Here is a 21,058-nt window from a genome sequence, read left to right as displayed (position 1 = left end):
ACAGGTGGGGCCCCATGGAGTGGGTTTCGGAAACTCCGACATCGTTGGTATTGGAACGTGTTCCGATTTGTCCTCTGTAACGATTGAACGAGCGCAACGATGCACTCAGCGTTACCATCTGTCCCTGGAGCAACAGCAGGAAGGCCAACGCGATGAGTGTCGACATTCGAAGGTTCACGTCCGTCTTGGCGTGGAGTGTGTCAGGGCCCATCATCGCGTTGTCGATGGCCGCCGCGGCGGCTGCCGAGCCGGCCAACCCAGCACCTGCTCCCGCGCCTGCGCCGGCACCTGCTCCCGGGTCGGCGGCTCAGGCCGCGGCCGGAGATCCGGCGGCGCCGGCTGCCGCGGCCCCGGTGGGAACCCCTCACCTGGCGAGCCCGGATGCCCTGCCGCCGGGGGCGACGATGGATCCCACTGGACAGGGAGCCGAAACCCCCAATCTGAGCTACCTCAAGGATCTGTGGCACGCCGTGCAGAACCAGGAGATCAGCGGCAAGGAAGCACTGGTACTCGGGCTCGCTCAGCGCGGCATGAACACGCCCGTGCCGGGCCAGGTGCCCGGTCCGAACGTTCCGATCGCGCCACAGGCGCCGGGGGAGGCACCGGTGTCCGCCGGACCGGGCGCTCCGGTTCCGTCCGTCGGCCCTGGTGGCGCCGTTGCGCCGGCCGGCCCTGGTGGTCCCGTTCCGGTAGCCGGCCCGGCCGGTCCGGTTCCGGCCCCGCCCGCGCCCCTGCCCTGACGGCCCACAGCGGGTTGATCAGGCCGGCACGCTGGCGACCGGAATCCGGTCGACCCGGGCGGGCACGTGCTTGTGCCACGGTGTGCCCGCGTACTCGTCGCGCCACTGTGACGAGGTGAGCTCGTTGGGTGCCACCCCTGGCGCGACGGCCCGCCCGTCGCCGTCGGTGTGATCCAGGCCGAACCCGTTGGGTAGCGAGATGTGCCCGGGCAGCATCGCGTCGCTGATCTCCACGGTGGCCTCCGCGCTGCCCGCCGCCGTCGTGATCCTGGCCCGGTCGCCGTCGTGCAGTCCGATGGTTTCGGCATCGTCGACGCTGATCCGCAAGGCGCCGTTGGTGTCTCGCTTGCGCCAGCCCGGGTCTCGGATGATGTCGTTGGCGGTGTAGGCGCGCCGCTCACCCGCGGACAGCACCATGGGGAACTCCTCGGTGGTCAGCGCCGTCGGCATGGTCGGCAGCGCCCCGACCGCGTCGAGCATCTCGGGCATGTCCAGCGCGATCTTGTGGTCCGGGTGGCTGATCAGGGCGAAGTCGTCCGGATATTCATGGACGGTGAACGTGAGCCCGGACCGGCGGGCAAGGATGGCCTCGAACAAGGCGTTGCCGTCGGCGTGCCCGGCACGGCGTACCGCGTCGGGGTAGGTCATCGCGGTCTTCTGGGCCAGGCCCCACAGCGCCGCGGCCCCGGCCAGGCCGTCCGGCAATACCGGTCCGAGCGTCTCGTACAGCACGTACGGCAGCACCCGCCCGAGCCCGGGATTGGCGCCCACCGCGCCGAGGAAGGCCGCGGCATAGGAGTCCAGCCCCTCCCGGGCGGCGCGCCGCAACGGGTCCAGCTCGGCGTCGTCGACCGTGCCGATGGCGCGGACCAGGCGTGCCCAGATCTCCGGTTCGGGCAGGGTTCCGGGCAGCGGCTCGAACAACGGGTGGCGCAAATGGAAGTTGTTGCGCGGGAATTCGAGATTGAAGAACGTCGCCTCGGGCTTCTCGAACTGATTGGCGGCGGGCAGCACATAGTCGGCCAGTCGTGCCGTCTCGGTCATCGCGACATCGATGACCACCAGTAGCTCGAGTGATTCGAGTGCCGCCCGCACCGCCGCCGAATCGGCGACCGAATGGGCCGGGTTGCTGCTCTCGACGATCATGGCGCGGAACCGGTCGGGGTGATCGGTGAGGATCTCCTGGGGTACCGCATTCGACGGCACCAGGCCGGCGATCACCGGGGCGCCGGTGACCGGACTACGGCCGACCCCGCCCGAGCCGAACAGCGGGGCGAACGACGAATGCAGGTGCTGCCCACCGGGTTTGGCGAAGTTTCCGGTGAGGATCCACAGCATCTTGTTGAGGTAGGAACACAGGGTGCTGTTGGGGGCCTGCTGGATGCCGAGATCCTCGAACACCGCCACGCTGCCGGCCGCGGCGATGCGGCGCACTGCCTGGCGCAGCAGCGATTCCTCGACACCGCACCGTGCGGCATAGTCGCCGATCGGCACCTGCCGGAGCGCGTCCCGGACCGGTTCGACACCGTTGACGTGCGCGGCCAGAAATTCCTCGTCGCACAGGTCTTCCTGCACCAGCACCGCGGCCATCGCGGCCAGGCACCAGGCGTCGGTGCCCGGCCGGACGCGCAGATGGAAGTCGGCGAGCTTGGCGGTGTCGGTGATCACCGGGTCGATGACGATCATCGCGCGGCCCGGATCCTTGGCGATCTCGTTGAGCACCACCCGGGCCCGTGGGAAACTCTGCGACATCCAGGGGTTCTTGCCCACGAACACCGAGACCTCGGCGTGCTCGAACTCACCGCGGGTATGCCCGCCGTAGAGGTGCGCATCGACCCACGCCTCACCGGTTTTCTCCTGCGCCAGGGCATTTGACCGGTACCGCGATCCGATCGCCTTGAGGAAGGCCCCGCTGTACGCGCCGCCGAGGTGATTGCCCTGCCCGCCACCGCCGTAGTAGAAGATCTTGTCCCCGCCGTGCTCGTCCCTGATGGCGAGGAACCCGGCCGCGATCTCGGAAATGGCGGTGTCCCAGCCGATCTCCTCATAGCTGCCGTCAGGACGACGGCGTAGCGGTGAGGTCAGCCGGTTGGCGTTGCTCTGGTAGTGGTCGAGTCTCAGTGCCTTGTTGCACGTGTAGCCCTGCGAGGCCGGGTGGTCCTTGTCGCCCCGGATCTTGGTGATGGCGCGGTCTTCCGTCTGGACCACGATCCCGCAGTTGCACTCGCAGAGGATGCAGGCGGTGGGCTGCCATTGGTCGACCGTCATGGCGGAATCCTTTCGGTGGACTTTCGGGTCCGGAAGGGGTCAGGGGATTTCTGCCGCCAGTTGCGCGCGCAGCCGGCGGTGGATCAGGTCGAGCGGTTTGACGTCGCGGGTCGCGCGCGCCACCACCACCGCACCTTCGATCGCCGTCATGATCAGCATCGCCAGTTCCTCGGCGCGCTCGGCGGAGACTCCGTCGTCCTGTAGTCGACGGGCGATTTGACCGGTCCAGCGGAGAAAGGCCGCCCCGGCGCGGTCGAGCGCCGCGGTTTCAGCGGCGCCGGGTTCGCCGGCCTCGACGGCAACCGCGACCACCGGGCACCCGGCGCGGAAGTCGCTGGCCGACAGTTGTTTCCGAAATCCGGCGATCATGGCGTCGAGCAACACCTCGGCGCTGTCGGCCCTGTCGATCCGGGCGGCCACCTGATCGCTAGCGAAATCGATTGCCTCGCAAAGGAGTTGGTTGCGTCCGCCGGGGAAGTAGTGATAGGCCGAGCCGCGCGGCGCGCCGCTGTGGGCCAGGACGTCGGCAATCGCGGTCGGGTGCGCACCGCGCTCCCGGATCAGCAATGCGGCCGAGGCCACCATGCGTTCACGAGGACCAGTCATCCGACGCCCATTCACGGTCTATGTATGCAACCATACATAACCGACGGACATGGGTCTATACCTGTGACGGGCATCGGTTGCCCGGTCTCGAGCCCTTGTGCCGGGGATCGCAGCCACATGGTGGCCGGGATCCTCGGCGCAGGCACTCGGAAGCTCACGTCCCGTTGGTGGCCAACCACAGCGCGAGGTACGTGGACATGCTCGTGAGGCACAGCAGGTGGTCGCGGCAGATGGCGCGCGCCAGTAGAGACTGGTCGGCAACGGTGCCCCCGCGGTGACCCAGTTCCACGGCCCGGGGGACGGTGCGTAGCAAGGCCAGCAACACGGGGCCACCGGCGAGCGCCGCGAACACCGCTGTCAGCCAACCCGGGCCGGTGCCGTCGATCGCGTGAAAAGTCAATGCCGCCAACAGGATCACCATGACGGCGGCGATCAGCAGGCTCATCGGGCGCGATGTGGTGGTCGCGCGCCGGTAGTAGCCGGCGATGGACGCCAGCACGGGTTCCGGTAACTCAGCCGACCTACGATGGGGCAGCACCTGCACATCGAAGATCAGGTCCATCCACAGGACGGCGATCAGGAACCCGCTGCCGGCGGCCTCGATCACACGCCGGCAGCCTCGTTGAGGGCGTTGAGGGTGCCCGTCGCCTCCAGGTATTCCTGCACCCAGCGCTCGATCACCGCGGAGGTCTTCTCGACCTTGGTGAACTGGCCGACCACCTGGCCCACCGGGTTGAACGCGACGTCGACGCTCTCGTTGGGGTACTTGTGCGTGGCGGCCACGGCCATGCCGGACACCATGTACTGCAACGGCATGCCGAGCGGCTTCGGGTTGTCCGGGTTCTCCCAGGCGTCGGTCCAGTCGTTGCGGAGCATGCGGGCCGGCTTGCCGGTGAACGACCGGCTGCGCACGGTGTCCTTGCTGGTGGCCTTGGCGTACGCGGCGTGCTGCTGCTCGGTGTGCTCGCTCTCCTCGACCATCACCCACTGCGATCCGGTCCAGGCGCCCTGGGCGCCGAGCGCCAGCGCCGCGGCGATCTGCTGGCCGCTGCCGATACCGCCGGCGGCCAGGACCGGAACCGGGGCCACTTCCTTGACCACCTGGGGCCAGAGCACGATCGAGCCGATCTCGCCGCTGTGGCCGCCGGCCTCGCCGCCCTGGGCGATGATGATGTCGACGCCGGCATCGGCGTGCTTGCGGGCCTGCGAGGGCGATCCGCACAGCGCCGCGACCTTGCGCCCTTCGGCGTGGATGCGGTCGATCATGTCCTTCGGCGGGGTGCCCAGCGCGTTGGCGATGAGGGTCATCTTGGGGTGCTTCAGAGCGATCTCGACCTGAGGGGTTGCGGTGGCCTCGGTCCAGCCCAACAGCTGCAGGGCGTCGTCGTCACTGTGGTCGACCGGCACGCCGTGGTCGGCGAGGATCTTCTTGGCGAAATCCAGGTGTTCCTGGGGCACCAGCGACTGCAGCATGCCCTTGAGTTCGTCAGGGGACATGTTGGCGTCCATGCCCTCGTACTTGTTCGGGATCACGATGTCGACGCCGTAGGGGTGGTCGCCGATGTGCTCGTCGATCCAGTTGAGCTCGATCTCGAGCTGCTCGGGGCTGAACCCCACAGCGCCGAGCACGCCGAAGCCACCGGCCTTGCTGACGGCGACCACAACGTCGCGGCAGTGGGTGAACGCGAAGATCGGGACGTCGATCCCGAGTTCGTCGCAGAGTGCGGTGTGCATTCGGAGCTCCTTCAATGGCAATGCGGTTTGGGAGTCCTCGGCCGCTGCGGCCCGGACGGAAGTGAAACGTGTTCTAGTTTAGTGCCATCTTCGGCTGTTTTGGGTCGCGACCCGGCAGATTCACGCGAGCTCGGCTACGAACGACACCTCATTTCCGTCTGGGTCGGCGACATCGATGATGGCGACAATATCGGCGATGACCTGTGGTTCTGTGACGGCAACACCATTGTCGCGCAGCCAGGCGGCGGTGGTGCCCAGTTCGTCGACCCCGAATCGCACGGCCGATCGCCCGGCGCCGGCAGGATCGGTGACGACCTGTAGCCACGCGGTCGCGGTCAGCTGCCATTCCGCCACGCCTGGAACAGGTTCCAGGTCCGGTTCCCGGCCGACGAGCCGGGTGTACCAGGCCTTTGCCTCCTCGAACCGCCCGGTGGTGATGACGGCTGCGACGTCCTTGATCCCGATGGAATGCACTTGTGCGGACATCCCTCTGTTCTAGTCCTGATCTAGTCTCGATTGGCCGAGTGTCGTGGTGGCTTGGTTTAGTAGCTCCATGGGCCGCACGTTGTCGCCACCCGAGTCGCTCGCGGAAATCGAGGCTGGTCCGGGCGGCGCGCTGGTGGGCGCCTTCTTCGACCTCGACGGCACATTGGTGGACGGATTCACCGCGACTGCGCACGCCGGTCATCGGATCCGTCGGCGGCAGGCCGCTGCCGGCGAGATCCTCGGCATCCTCGAGGCCTCCGTGCGGTACCGGATCGGCCGGATGCCGTTCGAGCGGCTCCTGGTGCGGGCGGCCGGGTACCTGCGCGGCGAATCCCTTGTCGAGCTGGACGAGCTGGGGGAGTACCTCTTCGAGAATCGGATCGCGCAGCGGGTCTATCCCCACATGCGGGAGGTGGTGCGTCGGCACCAGGACCGCGGCCATACCGTCGTGTTGAGCTCCTCGGCCCTGACCATCCATGCCGAGCCGGTCGCCCGACACCTGGGAATCGAGCACGTGCTGTGCAATCACTTCCTGACCGACGGCGAGGGCCGGCTGACCGGCGGGATCGTCGAGCCGATCATCTGGGGTACTCGCAAAGCCGATGCGGTGCAGAATTTCTGCCAGGCCGAGCGGATCGACCTGGCGCACAGCTATTTCTATGCCGACGGTGACGAGGACGGCGCACTCATGCGGTTGGTGGGCCATCCGCGGCCGGTGAACCCGCGGCCCGGGCTGGCCTCGGCCGCCACCGACCACGATTGGCCGGTGCTCACCGTGCCCCGCCCGGGTGGCCGTCGCCGGGGCGATCGCCGGCTGCGGCCCGGGGCATGACCGGACCGGATCAGCTCAACTTGTAGAGGCCCTTGCCGGTCACCAGCGGCAGGTCCAGGGTGGTGCGGATGCCCGGCGCCGCGGCCACCACGTCGGGGATGGCGTTGACGATCCGTCCGGCCGCCGCCACGATCGCGGCGTGGTTGTGGTCGCCCTTGCGGCTGCTCGGGCAGATGTCGACCACGTAGGAGGGCTCGCCGACGATCTCGACGCGGTAGGAGCCGCCGGGCTGGGCCGACTGCGCCCAATCGGGCCGCAGATCCTCGCGCAACCGGGTGACGTGCTCGATGACGATCACCGGTTCCCCTTTGACCATGCCGCGGATCTCGAACCGCAATGCGGCCACGGTGCCCTTGGCGACATGGCCGGCGGCGATGTCGAAGGCCTCGGGTGCGGGCTCCTTCTCGCAGACCTCGGTGATGTCGTCGATCTCGATGCCCAGACCGGCGGCCAACTGCCGGATCGAGGTTCCCCAGGCGATGCTCAGCACGCCGGGCTGGAACAGGATCGGCGTTTCGTCGAGCGGCTTGCCGAAACCCATCACGTCGAACATCACCGTGACGCCGTCATAGGTGGCGTAGTCGGCGATCTCCATGCAGCGCACCTGCTCGATGCTCTGGCAGGTGCCGGCCAGCGCGAACGGGATCAGGTCGTTGGCGAACCCGGGATCGACCCCGGTGATGAACAGGCTGGCGTTGCCGGCCTTGGCGGCCTCCTCGATGCCGTCGATGTACTTGTGCGGCATCAGTTTCCACGGGAACTGCAGGACCACCGGCGCGGATCCGACGACGTTGATCCCGGCCGCCAGCAAACGCACCACGTCGGTGATGGCCTCCGGTCCGCGGGTGTCGCCCATCGCGCAGTACACGGCGCAGTCCGGCTTGGCCGCGATCACCGCATCCAGGTCGTCGACGGCCGTCACCCCGGTGGTGATGTCCAGTCCGGCGAGCTCTCCGGCGTCCTTGCCGACCTTGGACTCGGTGGACACGCACAGGGTGGTGAGCTCGTAGGCCGGGTTGGTCAGCAACCCGGTCAGGGCCAACCGGCCGACGTTTCCGGTACCGATGTGGGCGACGCGGATGGCCCTCGACATACCTTGACATCCCTTCATCGAGTTGTAACGCGGACCGATGTTCCGCATCACGTTGTAGTGCACGTTTGCCTGTACTTCGAAGTATGCCTACTCAATGGAAGAATTGGAACAGGTTCTAATTTGATGCCGCACCCGGTAGCCTCACCCGTCATGGGACGGGTAGACGGAAAAGTGGCACTCATCAGTGGCGGTGCGCGGGGTATGGGCGCCGAGCACGCCCGGGCGCTGGTCGCCGAAGGCGGCAAGGTGGTGATCGGGGACATCCTCGACGACGAAGGCAAGGCACTTGCCGCCGAACTCGGCGATTCGGTCCGCTACGTGCATCTCGATGTCACCCAGGAAGACCAGTGGAACGCCGCGGTGGACACCGCCACCGCGGAGTTCGGTCTCCTCAACGTGCTGGTGAACAACGCCGGGATCGTCGCCCTCGGCCAGATCGGCAAGTTCGACATGGCCCAGTGGCAGAAGGTGATCGACGTCAACCTGACCGGCACCTTCCTGGGCATGCAGGCGTGCGTCAAGGCGATGAAAGCCGCGGGCGGCGGATCGATCATCAATGTCTCGTCCATCGAAGGACTGCGCGGTGCGGCCATGGTGCACCCGTACGTCGCCTCCAAGTGGGCGGTGCGCGGCCTGACCAAGTCCGCGGCACTCGAGTTGGGCCCCAAGCAGATCCGGGTCAACTCGATCCACCCCGGATTCATCCGCACCCCGATGACCGAGCACTTCCCCGAGGACATGCTCACCATTCCGCTGGGCCGACCGGGGCAACCCGACGAGGTATCCAGCTTCGTGGTGTTCCTGGCCAGCGATGAATCCCGCTACGCCACCGGCGCCGAGTTCGTCATGGACGGGGGCCTCGTCAACGACGTCCCGCACAAACTCTGAGTGCGCACCGGCCGCACGCAGCGGTACGGACCACGGCAGAATGACCCGGCAGGGCATCGACTCACCGACACGGTGCCGCACCGGTCTGTGAGGAGCTGCCCATTTCCGCCCGGAATCGCCGCGCCGGCCTGAGCCTTCGGACCAGGATCGTGGGATTCGTCCTCGCTGCGGTGCTGCTGTTGTCGCTGTGCGTCGCCGATTTCCCGCCCTTCGCCAAGCCGGAGCCGCCGTCCGGGCGCATGGAACTGGCACAGGGGTGGCAACTGGCCTCGGCGCGCACCGTGACGGCCGACGGCGCTGCGATGTCCACGCCCGGCGAGGTGAACGCCGACTGGCACCCGGTCAGGCAGATGCCGTCCACCGTGCTGGCGGCGCTGCAGGACGACGGCACCTTTCCGGACCTCTATGTCGGGGACAACCTGGCCGACGTGCCGGATGATCTGTTCCGCCAGGACTGGTGGTACCGCACGACCTTCACCGCGCCGCAGGGCAGCTCGAGTTACCGGCTCGATTTCCCGGGAATCAACTACCGCGCGGAGGTCTGGCTCAACGGCACGATGATCGCCGGCAGCTCGCTGTTGGTGGGCATGCACACGATCCACGAGATCGACGCGACGCCGTGGATCAACCCCGGGGGCATCAACACGCTTGCGGTCAAGGTGACGCCCGAGCAGGCGCTGCAGGACATCGATGGTGTGGAGCTGGCCGACAGCTGGTGGGACTGGCTCAACTGGAACCGCATCGGCTACCAGGGCCCGGACAAGAACCCGCTACGGGGCAATTCCTATGTGGCCGACCGCAATGCGGGCATCTTCAAACCCGTCTACCTGAGCTACTCGGGCCAGGTCGTGCTCAGTGACCCGTTGGTCACCACCGAGCTACCGCTGCCCGCAACCGATTCGGCCCGGCTCACCGTCTACTCCGACATCCGCAACACCGCCGACGTGCCGATGCGCGGTATGGTGCGGGCCCACATCAGCCGGCCCGGCAAACCGACCATCTCGGTGGATCAACCGGTCACCCTGGCGCCGGGGGAGAACCGTGAAATCCGTTTCGAACCGGACACTTTCGCGGCCCTGAGGGTCAGCAACCCCGATCTGTGGTGGCCCTACACCATGGGCAAACCCGACCTGTACGACCTGCGGTTGGAGTTTCTGCGGTACGGCCGCGCCACCGACACCCTGGATTCCCGGTTCGGTATCCGCACGGTGGCACAGCATCGCGACAACGACGAGCAGTTCCCCGATCTGGGCCGCGGCGGCAGCTTCTACCTGACCGTCAACGGGCGCGATTTCCTGGTCCGGGGTGCGGCGTACACACCTGACCTGTTGTTCCAGTACGACCCGCAACGGGAGGACGCCATCCTCGGATACGTCCGGGATCTGGGGCTGAACATGCTGCGTCTGGAGGGAAAGTTCCCGGGCGACAACATCATCGAACGGGCCGATGAACTGGGCATCCCGCTGATGTACGGATGGATGTGTTGCAACCAGTGGGAGAAGTGGTGGCAGTGGGACGACGAGGATCGGCGGGTGGCCGACGAGAGCATGCGCTCACAGATCCTGTCTCTGCGCGGGCACGCGTCGGCGTTCCTGTGGGCCAACGGCAGCGACGGCAAGCCCCCGGCGCCGGTGCTCGAGGGCTATCACGGGATCCTGCGCGATCTGCACTGGCCGAACACCATGGTCGACACGGTGTCGTCCCTGGCCCGCGACCCCAACGGGGAACCTGACTGGGACGGCATCCACATGGCCGGCCCCTACACGTGGCGCCCGCCCAGCTACTGGTTCAGCGGCCAGTATCAGGCCACCCGCGGCTCCAATGCCGAACAGGGCGACAACGAACACGTCCCGCCGTTCGCCAGCCTGCAGAAGTTCATCCCGCCCGACAAACTCTGGCCGATCAACGAGGCCTGGTATTTCCATGCCGGGGCCAACCCCAGCAACGCCGCGCTGGAGAGCATCCGAACAGCAGTGGTCCAGCGCTACGGATCATCAAGCGGTGCAGAGGAATTCGCCCGCAAAGCGCAGCTGGCCCACTATGAGTCGACCCGCGCGCAGTTCGAGGCGTTCGCGGCCGGCGGGTGGGACAACCACAAGATGACCATCTACTGGATGCTCAACAACCACTGGCCATCGTTCTTCGGTCATCTCTTCGACTACTACCTCCGGCCCGGCGGCGCCTACTACGGGGCCAAGAAAGGTCTGCGTCCGCTGTCGGTGGTGTTCGATTCCTATGCCACCGGCGATCACGACACCGCCTACGTGAGCGTGGTCAACCAGTCCCCGCAGGAGCAGACGGGCCTGCGGGTGCGGGTGCGGACCTATGACCTGACCGGCCGGATGCGCGACGACCGGAGCTCCGATGTGCCGGCCGTGCCGTCGAACGGCGTCGTGCCCGGGTTGTCGCTGCCCCGGCTGGCCGCCGACTCGCCGGTGGTGTTCGTCCGCGCTGAACTGCTCGACGAGGACGGCGCCGTCGTCGCCGACAACACCTACTGGCAGTCGCAACAACTCGACGACGTCGGCCCTCCGGTCAACGACCAGGCGTTCGATCTCGTACAGAGCAGCTGGGCCGACATGACCCCGCTCAACACCATGGCGCCGGCATCGCTACAGGTGACCGCGCACCGGACCGAGTCGGCGGACGGCGGCGCCAGCGTGCTGATCCGGCTGCACAACCCCGGCCGTCAGATTGCGTTCTTCGAGCGCGCCGAGATCACCACCACGCGCGACGGTGACGAGATCCTGCCGATCGAGTACTCCGACAATTACGTCACCGTCTACCCGGGGGAGACGGTGGAGGTCACCGGCACGGTGCCCGGGTCGGAGCACGGCCCCAACTGGGTCCGGGTCGGCGGCTACAACAGTGCACCGACGGTGGTGCCGATCGACCAGCGGGCACGGCGATAGGATCGGCTGATGACCACAACCGATGAGCGCCATGAGGTCGGACAGCTGGCCGAGAGCGGCGGATGGCTGCACCGCGACCTCGACCGGGTGGATGTCTACCAGCGCGGTGCGAACCGGATCAGGGTGGTGTGGCAGGGCCCGACCACGATCAGCGGGGCGACGCTGTACCAGGACGACATCATGACCACCTACACCCGCGACCTGGCGACCTTGAACGCGTGGCTCAAGCGCTGATTTGCTAGCCGCCGGATCGTGCGAGCCGAAATTCGGTCGCATTGTCCGGTGATTGTGTGGCACCGTCGGACTCCGTGATCGACAACGTGGCTTCCCCGGCAACAACTCTCACTCTGCACAGCGTCACCGACGCCGACTGGGCGGGCATGGCACTGCTCGGCAACACCGCATTCGGCGAGATCAACCACCCCGAATCGATGGCGGCGTGGCAGCAGCTGGTGCCCGCCGACGGCGGCGTGGTGATGCGTGACGGCGGCAGCGAAGGCGACATCGTCGGGCAGTCGATCTACCTCGATCTCACCCTCACCGTTCCGGGCGGCGCTGTGCTGCCCGCGGCGGGTATCAGCTACGTGGCCGTCGCTCCCACTCATCGGCGGCGGGGGATCCTGCGCTCGATGTACACCGAGTTGCACCAGCGGATCGCCGATGCGAAGTATCCGATCGCCGCGCTCACCGCGAGCGAAGGCGGGATCTACGGCCGGTTCGGCTACGGCCCGGCCACCACCGTGCACCTGATGACGATCGAGCGCAGGTTCGCCCAGTTCCATGCCTCCGTCCCAGACCCGGGCGGCGTCCGCCTGGTCAAACCTGCCGAGCACCGCGACTCATTCGCCGCGATCTACGACCGCTGGCGACAGCAGACGCCGGGCGGTCTGGCGTGCCCGACGCCTCTGTGGGACGACGTCCTCGCCGATCGGGAGAACGCCCGCGACGGTGGTTCCGAGTTGTTCGCGTTCCTGCACCCCGACGGATATGCGCTGTACCGGGTGCACGGCGAGGAGTCCCGGTCGCTGCGGGTACGCGAGGTCACCGCGGTGACCCCCGACGCCCACATCGCACTCTGGCGGGCGCTGCTCGGGATGGACCTCATGGAGAAGGTGAGTATCTGGACACATCCCGGTGAGATCGTGCCCTACCTGCTGACGAATCCGCGGCTGGCCCGGGTGACCTCGAGCAGCGATGACATGTGGGTCCGGATCATGGACATCCCGGTTGCCCTTGAGGCCCGCCGGTATCAGGCCGATCTCGACACCGTGCTGGACGTCGCCGACGGTTTCCGCGATGACGGCGGACGGTATGCCCTGCAGATTCGCGACGGCCGGGCCCGGTGTACGCCCACCGACGCTCCGGCTGACATCGAACTCGACCTGGACGTGCTCGGCAGCCTCTATCTGGGCGCCCATCACCCCGAGTCGTTTGTTGCCGCAAACCGGTTGCGCGGCAAGGACTCAGAGGTGGTGCGGCGGCTCGGTGCGGCCTTCGCGAGCGATGTTCCGGCCGAACTGGGCTACAGCTTCTGAGCCGGGGCGAGGGCCTGCTGCGTAGTGTTCATCTGGTGAGCGCACGTGCAGGCATCGTCGTTACCGGAACTGAAGTACTCACCGGAAGGGTCCAGGACCGCAACGGTCCGTGGCTGGCCGACCAGCTCCTCGAGCTCGGCGTGGAACTTGCCCACATCACCATCTGCGGTGACCGTCCTCGCGACATCGACGCGCAGTTGCGGTTCCTGGCCGCCGAGGGCGTGGACCTGATCGTGACGAGCGGTGGGCTCGGGCCGACAGCCGACGATCTCACCGTGGCGACGGTCGCCGAGTTCTGCGGTCGCGAACTCGTTCTGGACGAGGCGATGGAGGAGCGCATCGCCGCGATCCTGCGCAAGCTGATGGGCGACCGGCCCGGCGTGGATTTCGACGCGGTACGCGCCGCCAACCGCAAGCAGGCGATGGTGCCCGTCGGTGCGGAGGTCCTCGCGCCGGTCGGCACCGCCCCCGGCGTCGTGGTCGGCGGCAGTCCGACGGTCGTCGTGCTGCCCGGCCCGCCGCGGGAGTTGCAGCCGATGTGGCACACCGCCGTCGCGACCGAGGCTGTGCAACAGGCTATTTCGGGCCGCACGCAGTACCGGCAGGAGATGGTGCGGATGTTCGGCCTCGCCGAATCCGGTCTGGCCGAGACGCTGCGCGACGCCGAGGCCACGATCACGGGTTTCGACGCACTGGAGATCACCACCTGCCTGCGCCGCGGTGAGCTTGAGATCGTCACCCGTTACGAGCCCGACGCGGCCGGCACCTATCAGGAACTGCTGACGCTGCTGCGCGACCGGCACGGCGCTGCGCTGTACTCCGAGGACGGCACGACCGTGGACGAGCAGGTGGCCGGCCTGCTGGCCGGGCACCGGATCGCCACCGCGGAATCCTGCACCGCCGGACTGCTGGCCGCCCGGCTGGCTGACATCCCCGGCTGCTCGGACTACTTCGCCGGTGGCGTCGTCAGCTATTCGAACGAGGCCAAAGCCGAACTGCTGAACGTGGATCCGGTTCTGATCACCGAGTACGGCGCGGTGTCCGAGCCGGTGGTCGAATCGATGGTCACCGGTGCGATTCACCATTTCGGTGCCGATACCGCGGTGGCCATCAGCGGTATCGCGGGCCCGGACGGCGGCAGCCCCGAGAAGCCCGTCGGCACAGTGTGTTTCGCGGTCCGGGCCGGATCGGCGGCAATCACCCGCACCCTGCGCCTCCCGGGAAATCGATCCGATATCCGGGAGCGGGCCACGACGGTGGCGATGCACCTGCTGCGCCGGGCCCTAACCGACGGTGGTGACTGACCCGGGTGTCGTCAGCCCAGCGGCGCCACGGCGGGTTCGGCGGGAGCAGGCCGTCGCGTGCGGCGCCGCCGGGACGCGCCGGCCGCCACCCGCCGCACGATCGACGGATGCACCAGGCGGCTCGGCGGATCGACCAGGTTCATCACCCGGAAGAACGCCTCGGTCACCACCGGATCGTCTTCGGCAGCCGTGAGCACCCGCTCGGTGTACCAGTTGGACAACCGCACCGAGACCGGGCGAGGCCCGGGTATCTGGGGCATGGCCAGGTCAGCGCCGCAGGCCATCTGCCATGCCGTGTTGACGCAGCCGGCGGCGGCCCGCAGGAATCGGCGGCCCAGATCGTCGCCGCCGCGGGCCAGGCAGTCACGCAGCGCGAGTGCCTCGAGCGCGGCCACCGACATGCCTTGTCCGTAGACTGGATTGAAGCTGCAGATCGCGTCACCGAAGACCAGCAGACCGTCGGGGAACCGGGTCAGGCGCTCATAGCGCCTACGCACACTCGCCGGGTAGCGGAAGGTGGCCGGCGGGCCCAACGGTTGCGCGGTGCGCAGGGCTGCGATGGTCTCGGCGGGGAACACATCCTCGACAAAGGCGATCATCCCGGCCAGGTCGGCGGGCGGTTCGCGGCCGCTCATCCCGGCGGTGGTGAGCAGCCAGGTGTCGTCCTCGTAGGCGAACAATGAACCACCACAAGGTCTTTCGGGGATGGTTCCGACGAGGGTGAGCCGGTCGCGCGGAGCCGTGTCGCCGAAGCGCAACAGTTGGCTGGAGTAGGCCACCTGCACCGCTATCTGGTGCTCGGGTGGACGTCCGAATCCGGCGCTCTCCAGGAACGCCGGTGTCCGTCCGGCGCGGCCCATGGCGTCGACGATCAGGTCGGCGGATATCGCCTGTCCGGCGCCACCGGTCCGGTCGGCCACCAACACACTTGTCACGCGGCGGGTGTCATCCATCAGCAACTCGACCGCGTCGTGGCCGTCCAGGATGTGGACATTGTCGATGGCGCGTACCCGGTCCCGCACGTGGGCCTCGAGGAACGGTCTGCTGGCCAGATAGGACTCGATCGGTTTGGCCGGCTGCCCGTTCAGATTGAGGGTGTGACCGCTCAACGTCAGGGAGATGAGGGACAGATTCGCGCCGTCGAGCACCGTGGCGCCGTCGGCCGCCAGTTCCTCTGGGAGCCCGGGAAACAGTTCGGCAAGTGCCTGCAGTCCGCCGCTGAGCAGCCCGTGAGCGTGCCGGCCCTGCGGGACGCCGCGCCGCTGAACCGGACCGTCGGGCAGCACGTCGCGCTCCACGAGCGTGACGGTGTCGAAGAAGTCAGCCAGTGCCCGAGCGGCCAGGAGCCCACCCATGCTCGCGCCCAGCACCACTGCGTGTTTGCCGATCGTTGCCATTGCCGACCTCCGGACCCGCTGGCACATCGCCAGTTGTTCGAAGTATCGGAGCAGGCCGGAGCCGGGCCTAGAGTAGTGCGCTACTCGAACGTCACCGGGTCACCGGTACCGAAGGTCGACTCCCGGGGTGCTCAGTCGGTGCGCGCCTCGTCCCACGTCGAGATCATGGCGCCCATGATCTCCTCCGCGCAGCCCAGTCCACCGAGGTGGCTTTCGTAGGGCAGCTCGGTCATCACGGCGTCGGGCAGCCGGGAGACCACGTGCTGACCGTGTGCGAACGGCACGATGTGGTCGTGGTCGCCGTGCCACCAGCGCACCGGAACCTTGACCTCGTCGAGCCGGAAGCCCCAGTCACGCTCGAACACCACGATGTCGTAGAACGGGGCGGCCAGTTGCTTGCGGCTGCCGTTGAGCAGATCGTCGAGGAACATGGCCTTGAACTCGGGCCGGCCGAGCATGCGCCGGTCGCCCTCGGGGGAGATCCGGGCGTAGATCTCCAAGGCGGGGGAGGCGACCGGACGGATCAACCTGATCAGCCCGGATGCGACCAACCGGATCGGCGCACCGGCCACCTCCAGGATCGGTGCGACCGCCGCACCGAGCTGCATCAGCGGACTGCTGATCGCGTCGGGGCCGACCATCGGCGCCACCCCGCCGAGCACTCCGGCCGCCACGACCCGGTCGGGCATGGCGGCCGCGGTGGCCAGCGTGTAGGGCCCGCCACCGGACAACCCGATGACGGCCATCTTGTCGATGCCCAGCGTGTCGGCGATGGTGCGCAGATCGTCACCGAAATCCAGCACCCGGTCGTACTGGTACGGAGTGGAGGATCCGATGCCGGGGCGGTCGACCCCGATCAGCCGGATGTGGTTCCGCTCGGCGTAGATGCGGGCCTCGGTCGGGATCTGCCTGCGCGCACCCGGGGTGCCGTGCAGCCAGAAGACTGCACGGCCCTGTGGATCACCGAACTCGGCGAACCCGAGCTGCCGGCCGTCGCCCACGGCGACATTGCCCTCCAGTTTGGGGCGATCGATCGGGATGACCATCTTCGTGCGCCTCGGCTCGCCGGGATCCGCGACTAACCTGCGACGGAGGCGTCGTAGATGGACTGGATGGACTTGTCCAGCGTGGCGTTGAACTCGTCGTCACTCTGCTGGGCCGACAGACCCTCGGTCAGCGCCCGGCTGAAGCTGGCGATCACGCCGGTGTTTGCGGCCAGCAGCTTGTTGGCCTCATCGCGTGAGTAGCCACCGGACAGCGCCACGACCCGCATCACCTTCGGATGCTCGACCAGCGACTGGTAGTGATTGGCATGAGTCGGCAGGGTCAGCTTGAGCATCACCTTCTGGTCGGCGGGCAGCGCGTCGAGGTTCTTGGTGATCTCGTCGCGGAGCAGGTCCTCGGCCTCGGCCTTGTCGGAGATCGAGATGGTGACCTCGGGCTCGATGATCGGGATGAGACCGTGCGAGAGCACCTGGTTGGCCACCTCGAACTGCTGGGCGACCACGGCGGCGACGCCGTCGGCGTTGGCCGCGCCGATCACGGAGCGCTCCTTGGTGCCGAAGATGCCGTTCTTCGCCGCGCGGGCCAGCAGATCGTCCAGGCCGGGCATCGGCTTCATCACCTGCACGCCGTCAGCGACGTCGGCCAGCCCCTTGTCGATCTTGAGCAGCGGCACCACGCTCTTGTCTTCCCAGAGGTAGGTGGCGGTGGGCTTTCCCTCGATGGAACGGTCCATGGTCTGCTCGAACAGGATGGCGGCCAGGACCCGGTCGCCGTTGAACACCGGGGAGGTGATGATGCGCGAGCGCATCTGGTGGATCAGGTCGAACATCTCCTCTTCGGAGGAGTAGGCGCTCTCCTCGACCCCATACAGACGCAGGGCCTTGGGGGTGGACCCGCCACTCTGGTCGAGCGCGGCGATGAAGCCCTTGCCCGTGGTCATCTTGTCGGCCTGCTGCTGGTTCACCATGAGGTTGTCTACTCCTTTGAAGACGGCGTCCTGCGGTTGTTGTGCCGTCGAGGCGCTCACCGCTGGTGGCGGACAGTTCGACTCAGAGGATATGCGGCTACGTCCCGGCGGTAGCGGCCACCCATCGAGGCGGGGTGCGGGCACCCCACGGGGCAGCCTGCTCGAGCTGACCGGCCAGGCTGAGCAGGACCGATTCGTCGGGAGCCATCAGCTGCACCCCGATCGGCAAACCGTCGCGAGTCTGCCCCAGGGGCAGCGAGATCGCCGCCCAGCCGGTGACATTCGCCAGCGCCGTCCATCCGGTGGTGGCGAACTCGACGTCGAAGAAGGCTCGGGTGGTCCCCCGGGGCTGATTCAGCAGCCCGTACGGCGGTGGTCCGGTCAGCAGGGTCGGCACCAGCAGCACGTCGTGACCGGCCATTCCCGCTGCGAACCGACGGGTCTGGGCATGGATCGCTGCGATCGCCTGGGCATAGGCCAGGCCCGTGGTGGTGAAGCCCTCGCGGATCATCACCCAGGTGCTCGGCTCGAACTCGTCCTCGCGGGGCGCCCGGCCCAGGTGCTGCCGGGCCAACTCGTGCAGCTCTGCGTTGCTGACGGTGTGCAGCACCGCGATGGCCTCGGCGACCGCGTCCGGATCGATCGTGGGAGCACCCGGGGTGAGGTGATGCCCGAGGCCTTCCAACAGCCGCCCGGTTGCTTCGACCGCCGACACCACCTCGGGGTCGATCCGGTCGGTGGGAAACGGCGATGCCGTGGCGATCAGGATGCGCTGGGCCGACGGGGTTCGCGCGGCCGTCTCGAGGTAGGAAACGGCCGGCACGGCGGCGCTGTAGGGATCACCGGGTGCGGTGCCGGCGATGATGTCCAGCAGGGCCGCGCAGTCGCGCACCGTCCGGGTCAGTGCGTGGTTGTTCACCAGGCCTTCGAGTCCGTGGCCGCCGTCTGGCGCGAAGGAGGATCGTCCGCGCCGTGGTTTGAGGCCGACGACGCCGCAACATGAGGCCGGTACCCGGATGGAACCCGTGCCGTCCCCACCCGAGGCCGCGGGAACCACGCCGGCAGCCACGGCCGCGGCCGAACCGCCGCTGGATCCGCCCGGGGTGACGGTCGAGGACCACGGGTTCACGGTGGCGCCGGACAACAACGGCTCGGTGGTGCAGTGGTTGCCCCACTCCGGCGTGTTGGTCTTGCCGAACACGACGAGTCCGGCATCGAGGTACCGGTTCACCGTCCACGCGGTTTCCGTTGCGACATGGTCGCGAAACGCGCGTGAGCCCATGGCTTCGGGGGCGCCCGCCAGGGCTGCTCCGAGATCCTTGAGCAGGAAGGGGACGCCGGCCAGCGGCCCGGCCTGTCCGGTGCGCAGCACACCGGACTCGTCGAGGGCCGCGGCCTGCGCCCGGCCCCGCTCGAACAGGTCGGTGAGCACCGCATTGAGACCGCGGGTCGCCTCGACGCGGGTGATCGCGGCGTCGAGTAACTCGACGGCGGTCAGCTCACCGTCCGCGGCGAGCGCCGACTGCCCGATCCCATCGGTGCGGGCAAGTTCGAAGGCGAACGACGAATCCATCTCACATCACTCCGGGAGATCGCTGGTGGTGTCTGTCGGTGAACTGATGCGGGTCAGCTCGAGCGCGATGAGAACCTCCACCGCGGTGATGACCAGACCCGCGAAGTACATCCACTTGAGAGTCGGATCTGGTTGTGCAGCAAAGTAAACGATCAGGAAGATCGGCCCGACGATACCGACGACGAACACCATGGCCTGGATACCGAGGTACCGCCAGAATGTGGACATCGATCTCCCGCCGCGTGGCCGATGAGCGACCAGCTTAGCGCGGTTACCGCGGTGCGATGACGACGGGCGTGGACAGAATCTCGCGGTATTCGACCATCGGTTCGCGCTTGAGGACCGCACTACCCGAGGTGACGAGCAACTCGGTCGGTGACACCGCGTAGTTGACCTGATAGTTGCTCGCGACGAAGCGGCGGCCCGACGTGGCATCGGCCGATGCGGCCAGCGCGGCGCGGTCGGAGAGTCGGACACCGTGGTACTCGAGCCGGCCGGTGCGGTCCAGGCAGATCACCACCAGCGAGCGTTCGGTTCGGCCGATGGCCCTGGCCGTCTGGTTGTCGCCGCAGCGTGCCTGGGAATCGACGAATCCGGAGCCGTCGGAGGCGAACGCCGCGACGGCCGGAGCGGCCGCCCGCTCGGCGAAGCTGGGGAGCGGCTTCCGGGTCGGTTTCACCTCGTACGTCCTGGCGCCGACGGCATACACCGAATCCCTGGACGAGAATTTGGACGCAAGCGTGGTGAGGATGACGAATGCCGTGAGCATGGAGCTGACGACAGCCGCGGCCGCGACCCCCATGCCGACAGGCAGCCAACGGCGCTGCGGTGCCTTCCGGTGCCGTCCACGGCGAGCCGGCTGATACGACGGATGCGGTGTGGAAACTAGGCAGGTGACCAAGCTTGCTCCCGGGGAACGGCGGTGTGATGGGCGTGGCAGGCGGCGACGGGCACTCACGCGAGCTCATATTGTGCACGATGAGGTGGGACGCTGTGGGTAACACCCGGGAATTCGGCGAAATCCACCTTCGGTGTGGGACTGTCGCGCGGTTGCGATGAAATTAGCTCGGCAACAGTGAGATTCGTACTCGCATACCGGCAGTGAGCCAGTACGCCGCAGGCAGAAGCGATTTGAGTTGTCTGCGCTGGGCACTGCCGGCAACGCCGCTTCGGTGTCGCGATCGCCGAGCGCCATTACGTCACGCCGATTCAAACCGGTAAGCGCCGCGCTGAGCCTAGCTGGCTTCGAATGGCCGATATCAGCAGCCGCTTTCGAGGGGAGCGTGGCTATGTCTACTTCTCATACCGCGTCTTCTTCTGCACCGACCACCGCCGGACAGGCCGGGGGCGGTCGCGGATGTCAGGGTCGAGGCAGGGTGTGTTCGGGTTGGGTTTAGCCGGCTGCGACGGTATTGGCGATGATGGGGACGCCGGGCCGGTACGCCAGGTGCACGTACGTGGGGGCCTGCAGCTGTACGAAGTCGGCCCGGCTGCCGGGGGTGAGCGCGCCGATATCGTTGCGGCGCAGTGCTGCTGCACCGCCTGCTGTGGCTGCCCATAGGGCTTCAGCGGGAGTGAGATGCATATCGCGCACCGCTAGGGTGATACACAGCGGCATGCTGATGGTGTAGGAGCTGCCGGGGTTGCAGTCCGTTGCGAGGGCCACCGTGGCACCGGCGTCGAGGAACCGGCGTCCGTTGGGCCACTGAGCCCGGGTG

At 67.6% G+C, this 21,058-nt stretch carries 20 protein-coding genes; 7 read left to right on the top strand and 13 right to left on the bottom strand.

All coding sequences use genetic code 11. From position 1 onward, the window contains the following. The first annotated feature begins 197 nt into the window (after positions 1-197). Positions 198-740: a hypothetical protein gene (locus tag ACWEFV_RS21265; protein ID WP_450071616.1), complete on the top strand. Its 543-nt coding sequence runs from the start codon at positions 198-200 to the stop codon at positions 738-740. An 18-nt stretch (positions 741-758) separates the two neighbouring features. Here the strand turns inward: ACWEFV_RS21265 and ACWEFV_RS21260 are convergent, their stop codons facing one another. The 5 genes from ACWEFV_RS21260 to ACWEFV_RS21240 all read right to left on the bottom strand — a co-directional run bounded on the left by ACWEFV_RS21260 (position 759) and on the right by ACWEFV_RS21240 (position 5,834). Beyond that, the gene (locus ACWEFV_RS21260) at positions 759-3,008 is read right to left on the bottom strand and encodes a molybdopterin-dependent oxidoreductase (protein ID WP_450071615.1); all 2,250 of its coding nucleotides are present in this window, start codon (positions 3,006-3,008) and stop codon (positions 759-761) included. Between the two features lie 39 nt (positions 3,009-3,047). Beyond that, complete coding sequence (locus ACWEFV_RS21255) at positions 3,048-3,614, bottom strand: TetR/AcrR family transcriptional regulator (RefSeq protein ID WP_450071614.1); 567 nt, start codon at positions 3,612-3,614, stop codon at positions 3,048-3,050. 154 nt (positions 3,615-3,768) lie between these two features. After that, complete coding sequence (locus tag ACWEFV_RS21250) at positions 3,769-4,221, bottom strand: hypothetical protein (RefSeq protein ID WP_450071613.1); 453 nt, start codon at positions 4,219-4,221, stop codon at positions 3,769-3,771. Further along, on the bottom strand, positions 4,218-5,348 hold the full coding sequence (locus ACWEFV_RS21245; protein WP_135454954.1) for a nitronate monooxygenase: 1,131 nt from the start codon (positions 5,346-5,348) through the stop codon (positions 4,218-4,220). Before ACWEFV_RS21245 ends, ACWEFV_RS21250 begins: the two co-directional genes overlap by 4 nt. 120 nt (positions 5,349-5,468) lie before the next feature. Then, a complete protein-coding gene (locus ACWEFV_RS21240; RefSeq protein WP_450071612.1) occupies positions 5,469-5,834 on the bottom strand; it encodes a VOC family protein in 366 nt (121 codons plus the stop codon). Positions 5,835-5,901: 67 nt separating this feature from the next. Between ACWEFV_RS21240 and ACWEFV_RS21235 the strand changes: the two genes are divergently transcribed. After that, on the top strand, positions 5,902-6,666 hold the full coding sequence (locus ACWEFV_RS21235) for an HAD family hydrolase (RefSeq protein ID WP_450071611.1): 765 nt from the start codon (positions 5,902-5,904) through the stop codon (positions 6,664-6,666). 10 nt (positions 6,667-6,676) lie between these two features. Here ACWEFV_RS21235 and ACWEFV_RS21230 read toward each other — a convergent pair whose 3' ends face one another. Then, positions 6,677-7,759, bottom strand: coding sequence for an NAD(P)H-dependent amine dehydrogenase family protein (locus tag ACWEFV_RS21230; protein ID WP_450071610.1), 1,083 nt, complete (start codon positions 7,757-7,759; stop codon positions 6,677-6,679). 150 nt (positions 7,760-7,909) lie between these two features. Here ACWEFV_RS21230 and ACWEFV_RS21225 point away from each other — a divergent pair, with 150 nt between their 5' ends. The 5 genes from ACWEFV_RS21225 (at position 7,910) to ACWEFV_RS21205 (ending at position 14,398) form a co-directional block, all read left to right on the top strand. Continuing rightward, entirely contained in the window at positions 7,910-8,647 is a 738-nt protein-coding gene (locus ACWEFV_RS21225) for a glucose 1-dehydrogenase (RefSeq protein ID WP_135454947.1), read from the top strand. Positions 8,648-8,832: 185 nt separating this feature from the next. Beyond that, on the top strand, positions 8,833-11,559 hold the full coding sequence (locus ACWEFV_RS21220; protein WP_450071752.1) for a glycosyl hydrolase 2 galactose-binding domain-containing protein: 2,727 nt from the start codon (positions 8,833-8,835) through the stop codon (positions 11,557-11,559). A 9-nt stretch (positions 11,560-11,568) separates the two neighbouring features. Beyond that, entirely contained in the window at positions 11,569-11,793 is a 225-nt protein-coding gene (locus tag ACWEFV_RS21215) for a hypothetical protein (protein WP_450071609.1), read from the top strand. Between the two features lie 74 nt (positions 11,794-11,867). After that, the gene (locus ACWEFV_RS21210) at positions 11,868-13,094 is read left to right on the top strand and encodes an enhanced intracellular survival protein Eis (RefSeq protein WP_450071608.1); all 1,227 of its coding nucleotides are present in this window, start codon (positions 11,868-11,870) and stop codon (positions 13,092-13,094) included. A 35-nt stretch (positions 13,095-13,129) separates the two neighbouring features. Further along, a complete protein-coding gene (locus ACWEFV_RS21205; protein WP_450071607.1) occupies positions 13,130-14,398 on the top strand; it encodes a competence/damage-inducible protein A in 1,269 nt (422 codons plus the stop codon). Between the two features lie 11 nt (positions 14,399-14,409). On the opposite strand, the gene ACWEFV_RS21200 is transcribed toward ACWEFV_RS21205, so the two are convergent. The 7 genes from ACWEFV_RS21200 to ACWEFV_RS21170 all read right to left on the bottom strand — a co-directional run. Beyond that, complete coding sequence (locus ACWEFV_RS21200; RefSeq protein WP_450071606.1) at positions 14,410-15,795, bottom strand: FAD-dependent oxidoreductase; 1,386 nt, start codon at positions 15,793-15,795, stop codon at positions 14,410-14,412. Positions 15,796-15,926: 131 nt separating this feature from the next. After that, complete coding sequence (locus tag ACWEFV_RS21195; protein WP_450071605.1) at positions 15,927-16,841, bottom strand: alpha/beta fold hydrolase; 915 nt, start codon at positions 16,839-16,841, stop codon at positions 15,927-15,929. A gap of 32 nt (positions 16,842-16,873) precedes the next feature. Next, positions 16,874-17,767 (bottom strand): fructose bisphosphate aldolase, encoded by an 894-nt coding sequence (locus ACWEFV_RS21190; RefSeq protein WP_135454936.1) that lies wholly within the window; start codon positions 17,765-17,767, stop codon positions 16,874-16,876. A gap of 97 nt (positions 17,768-17,864) precedes the next feature. Beyond that, positions 17,865-19,340 (bottom strand): amidase, encoded by a 1,476-nt coding sequence (locus ACWEFV_RS21185; protein WP_450071604.1) that lies wholly within the window; start codon positions 19,338-19,340, stop codon positions 17,865-17,867. A gap of 6 nt (positions 19,341-19,346) precedes the next feature. Beyond that, complete coding sequence (locus ACWEFV_RS21180; protein WP_135454932.1) at positions 19,347-19,568, bottom strand: hypothetical protein; 222 nt, start codon at positions 19,566-19,568, stop codon at positions 19,347-19,349. 43 nt (positions 19,569-19,611) lie between these two features. Continuing rightward, on the bottom strand, positions 19,612-20,142 hold the full coding sequence (locus ACWEFV_RS21175; RefSeq protein WP_450071603.1) for a hypothetical protein: 531 nt from the start codon (positions 20,140-20,142) through the stop codon (positions 19,612-19,614). A gap of 591 nt (positions 20,143-20,733) precedes the next feature. Next, positions 20,734-21,058 (bottom strand): amidohydrolase family protein (locus tag ACWEFV_RS21170; protein WP_450071602.1); only part of this gene is annotated, 325 nt, incomplete at its 5' end.

This window comes from Mycobacterium sp. NPDC004974 (assembly GCF_053600815.1).
The sequence above is the reverse complement of the archived record's forward strand: the minus strand, read 5'-3'. Positions and strand labels throughout refer to the sequence as shown.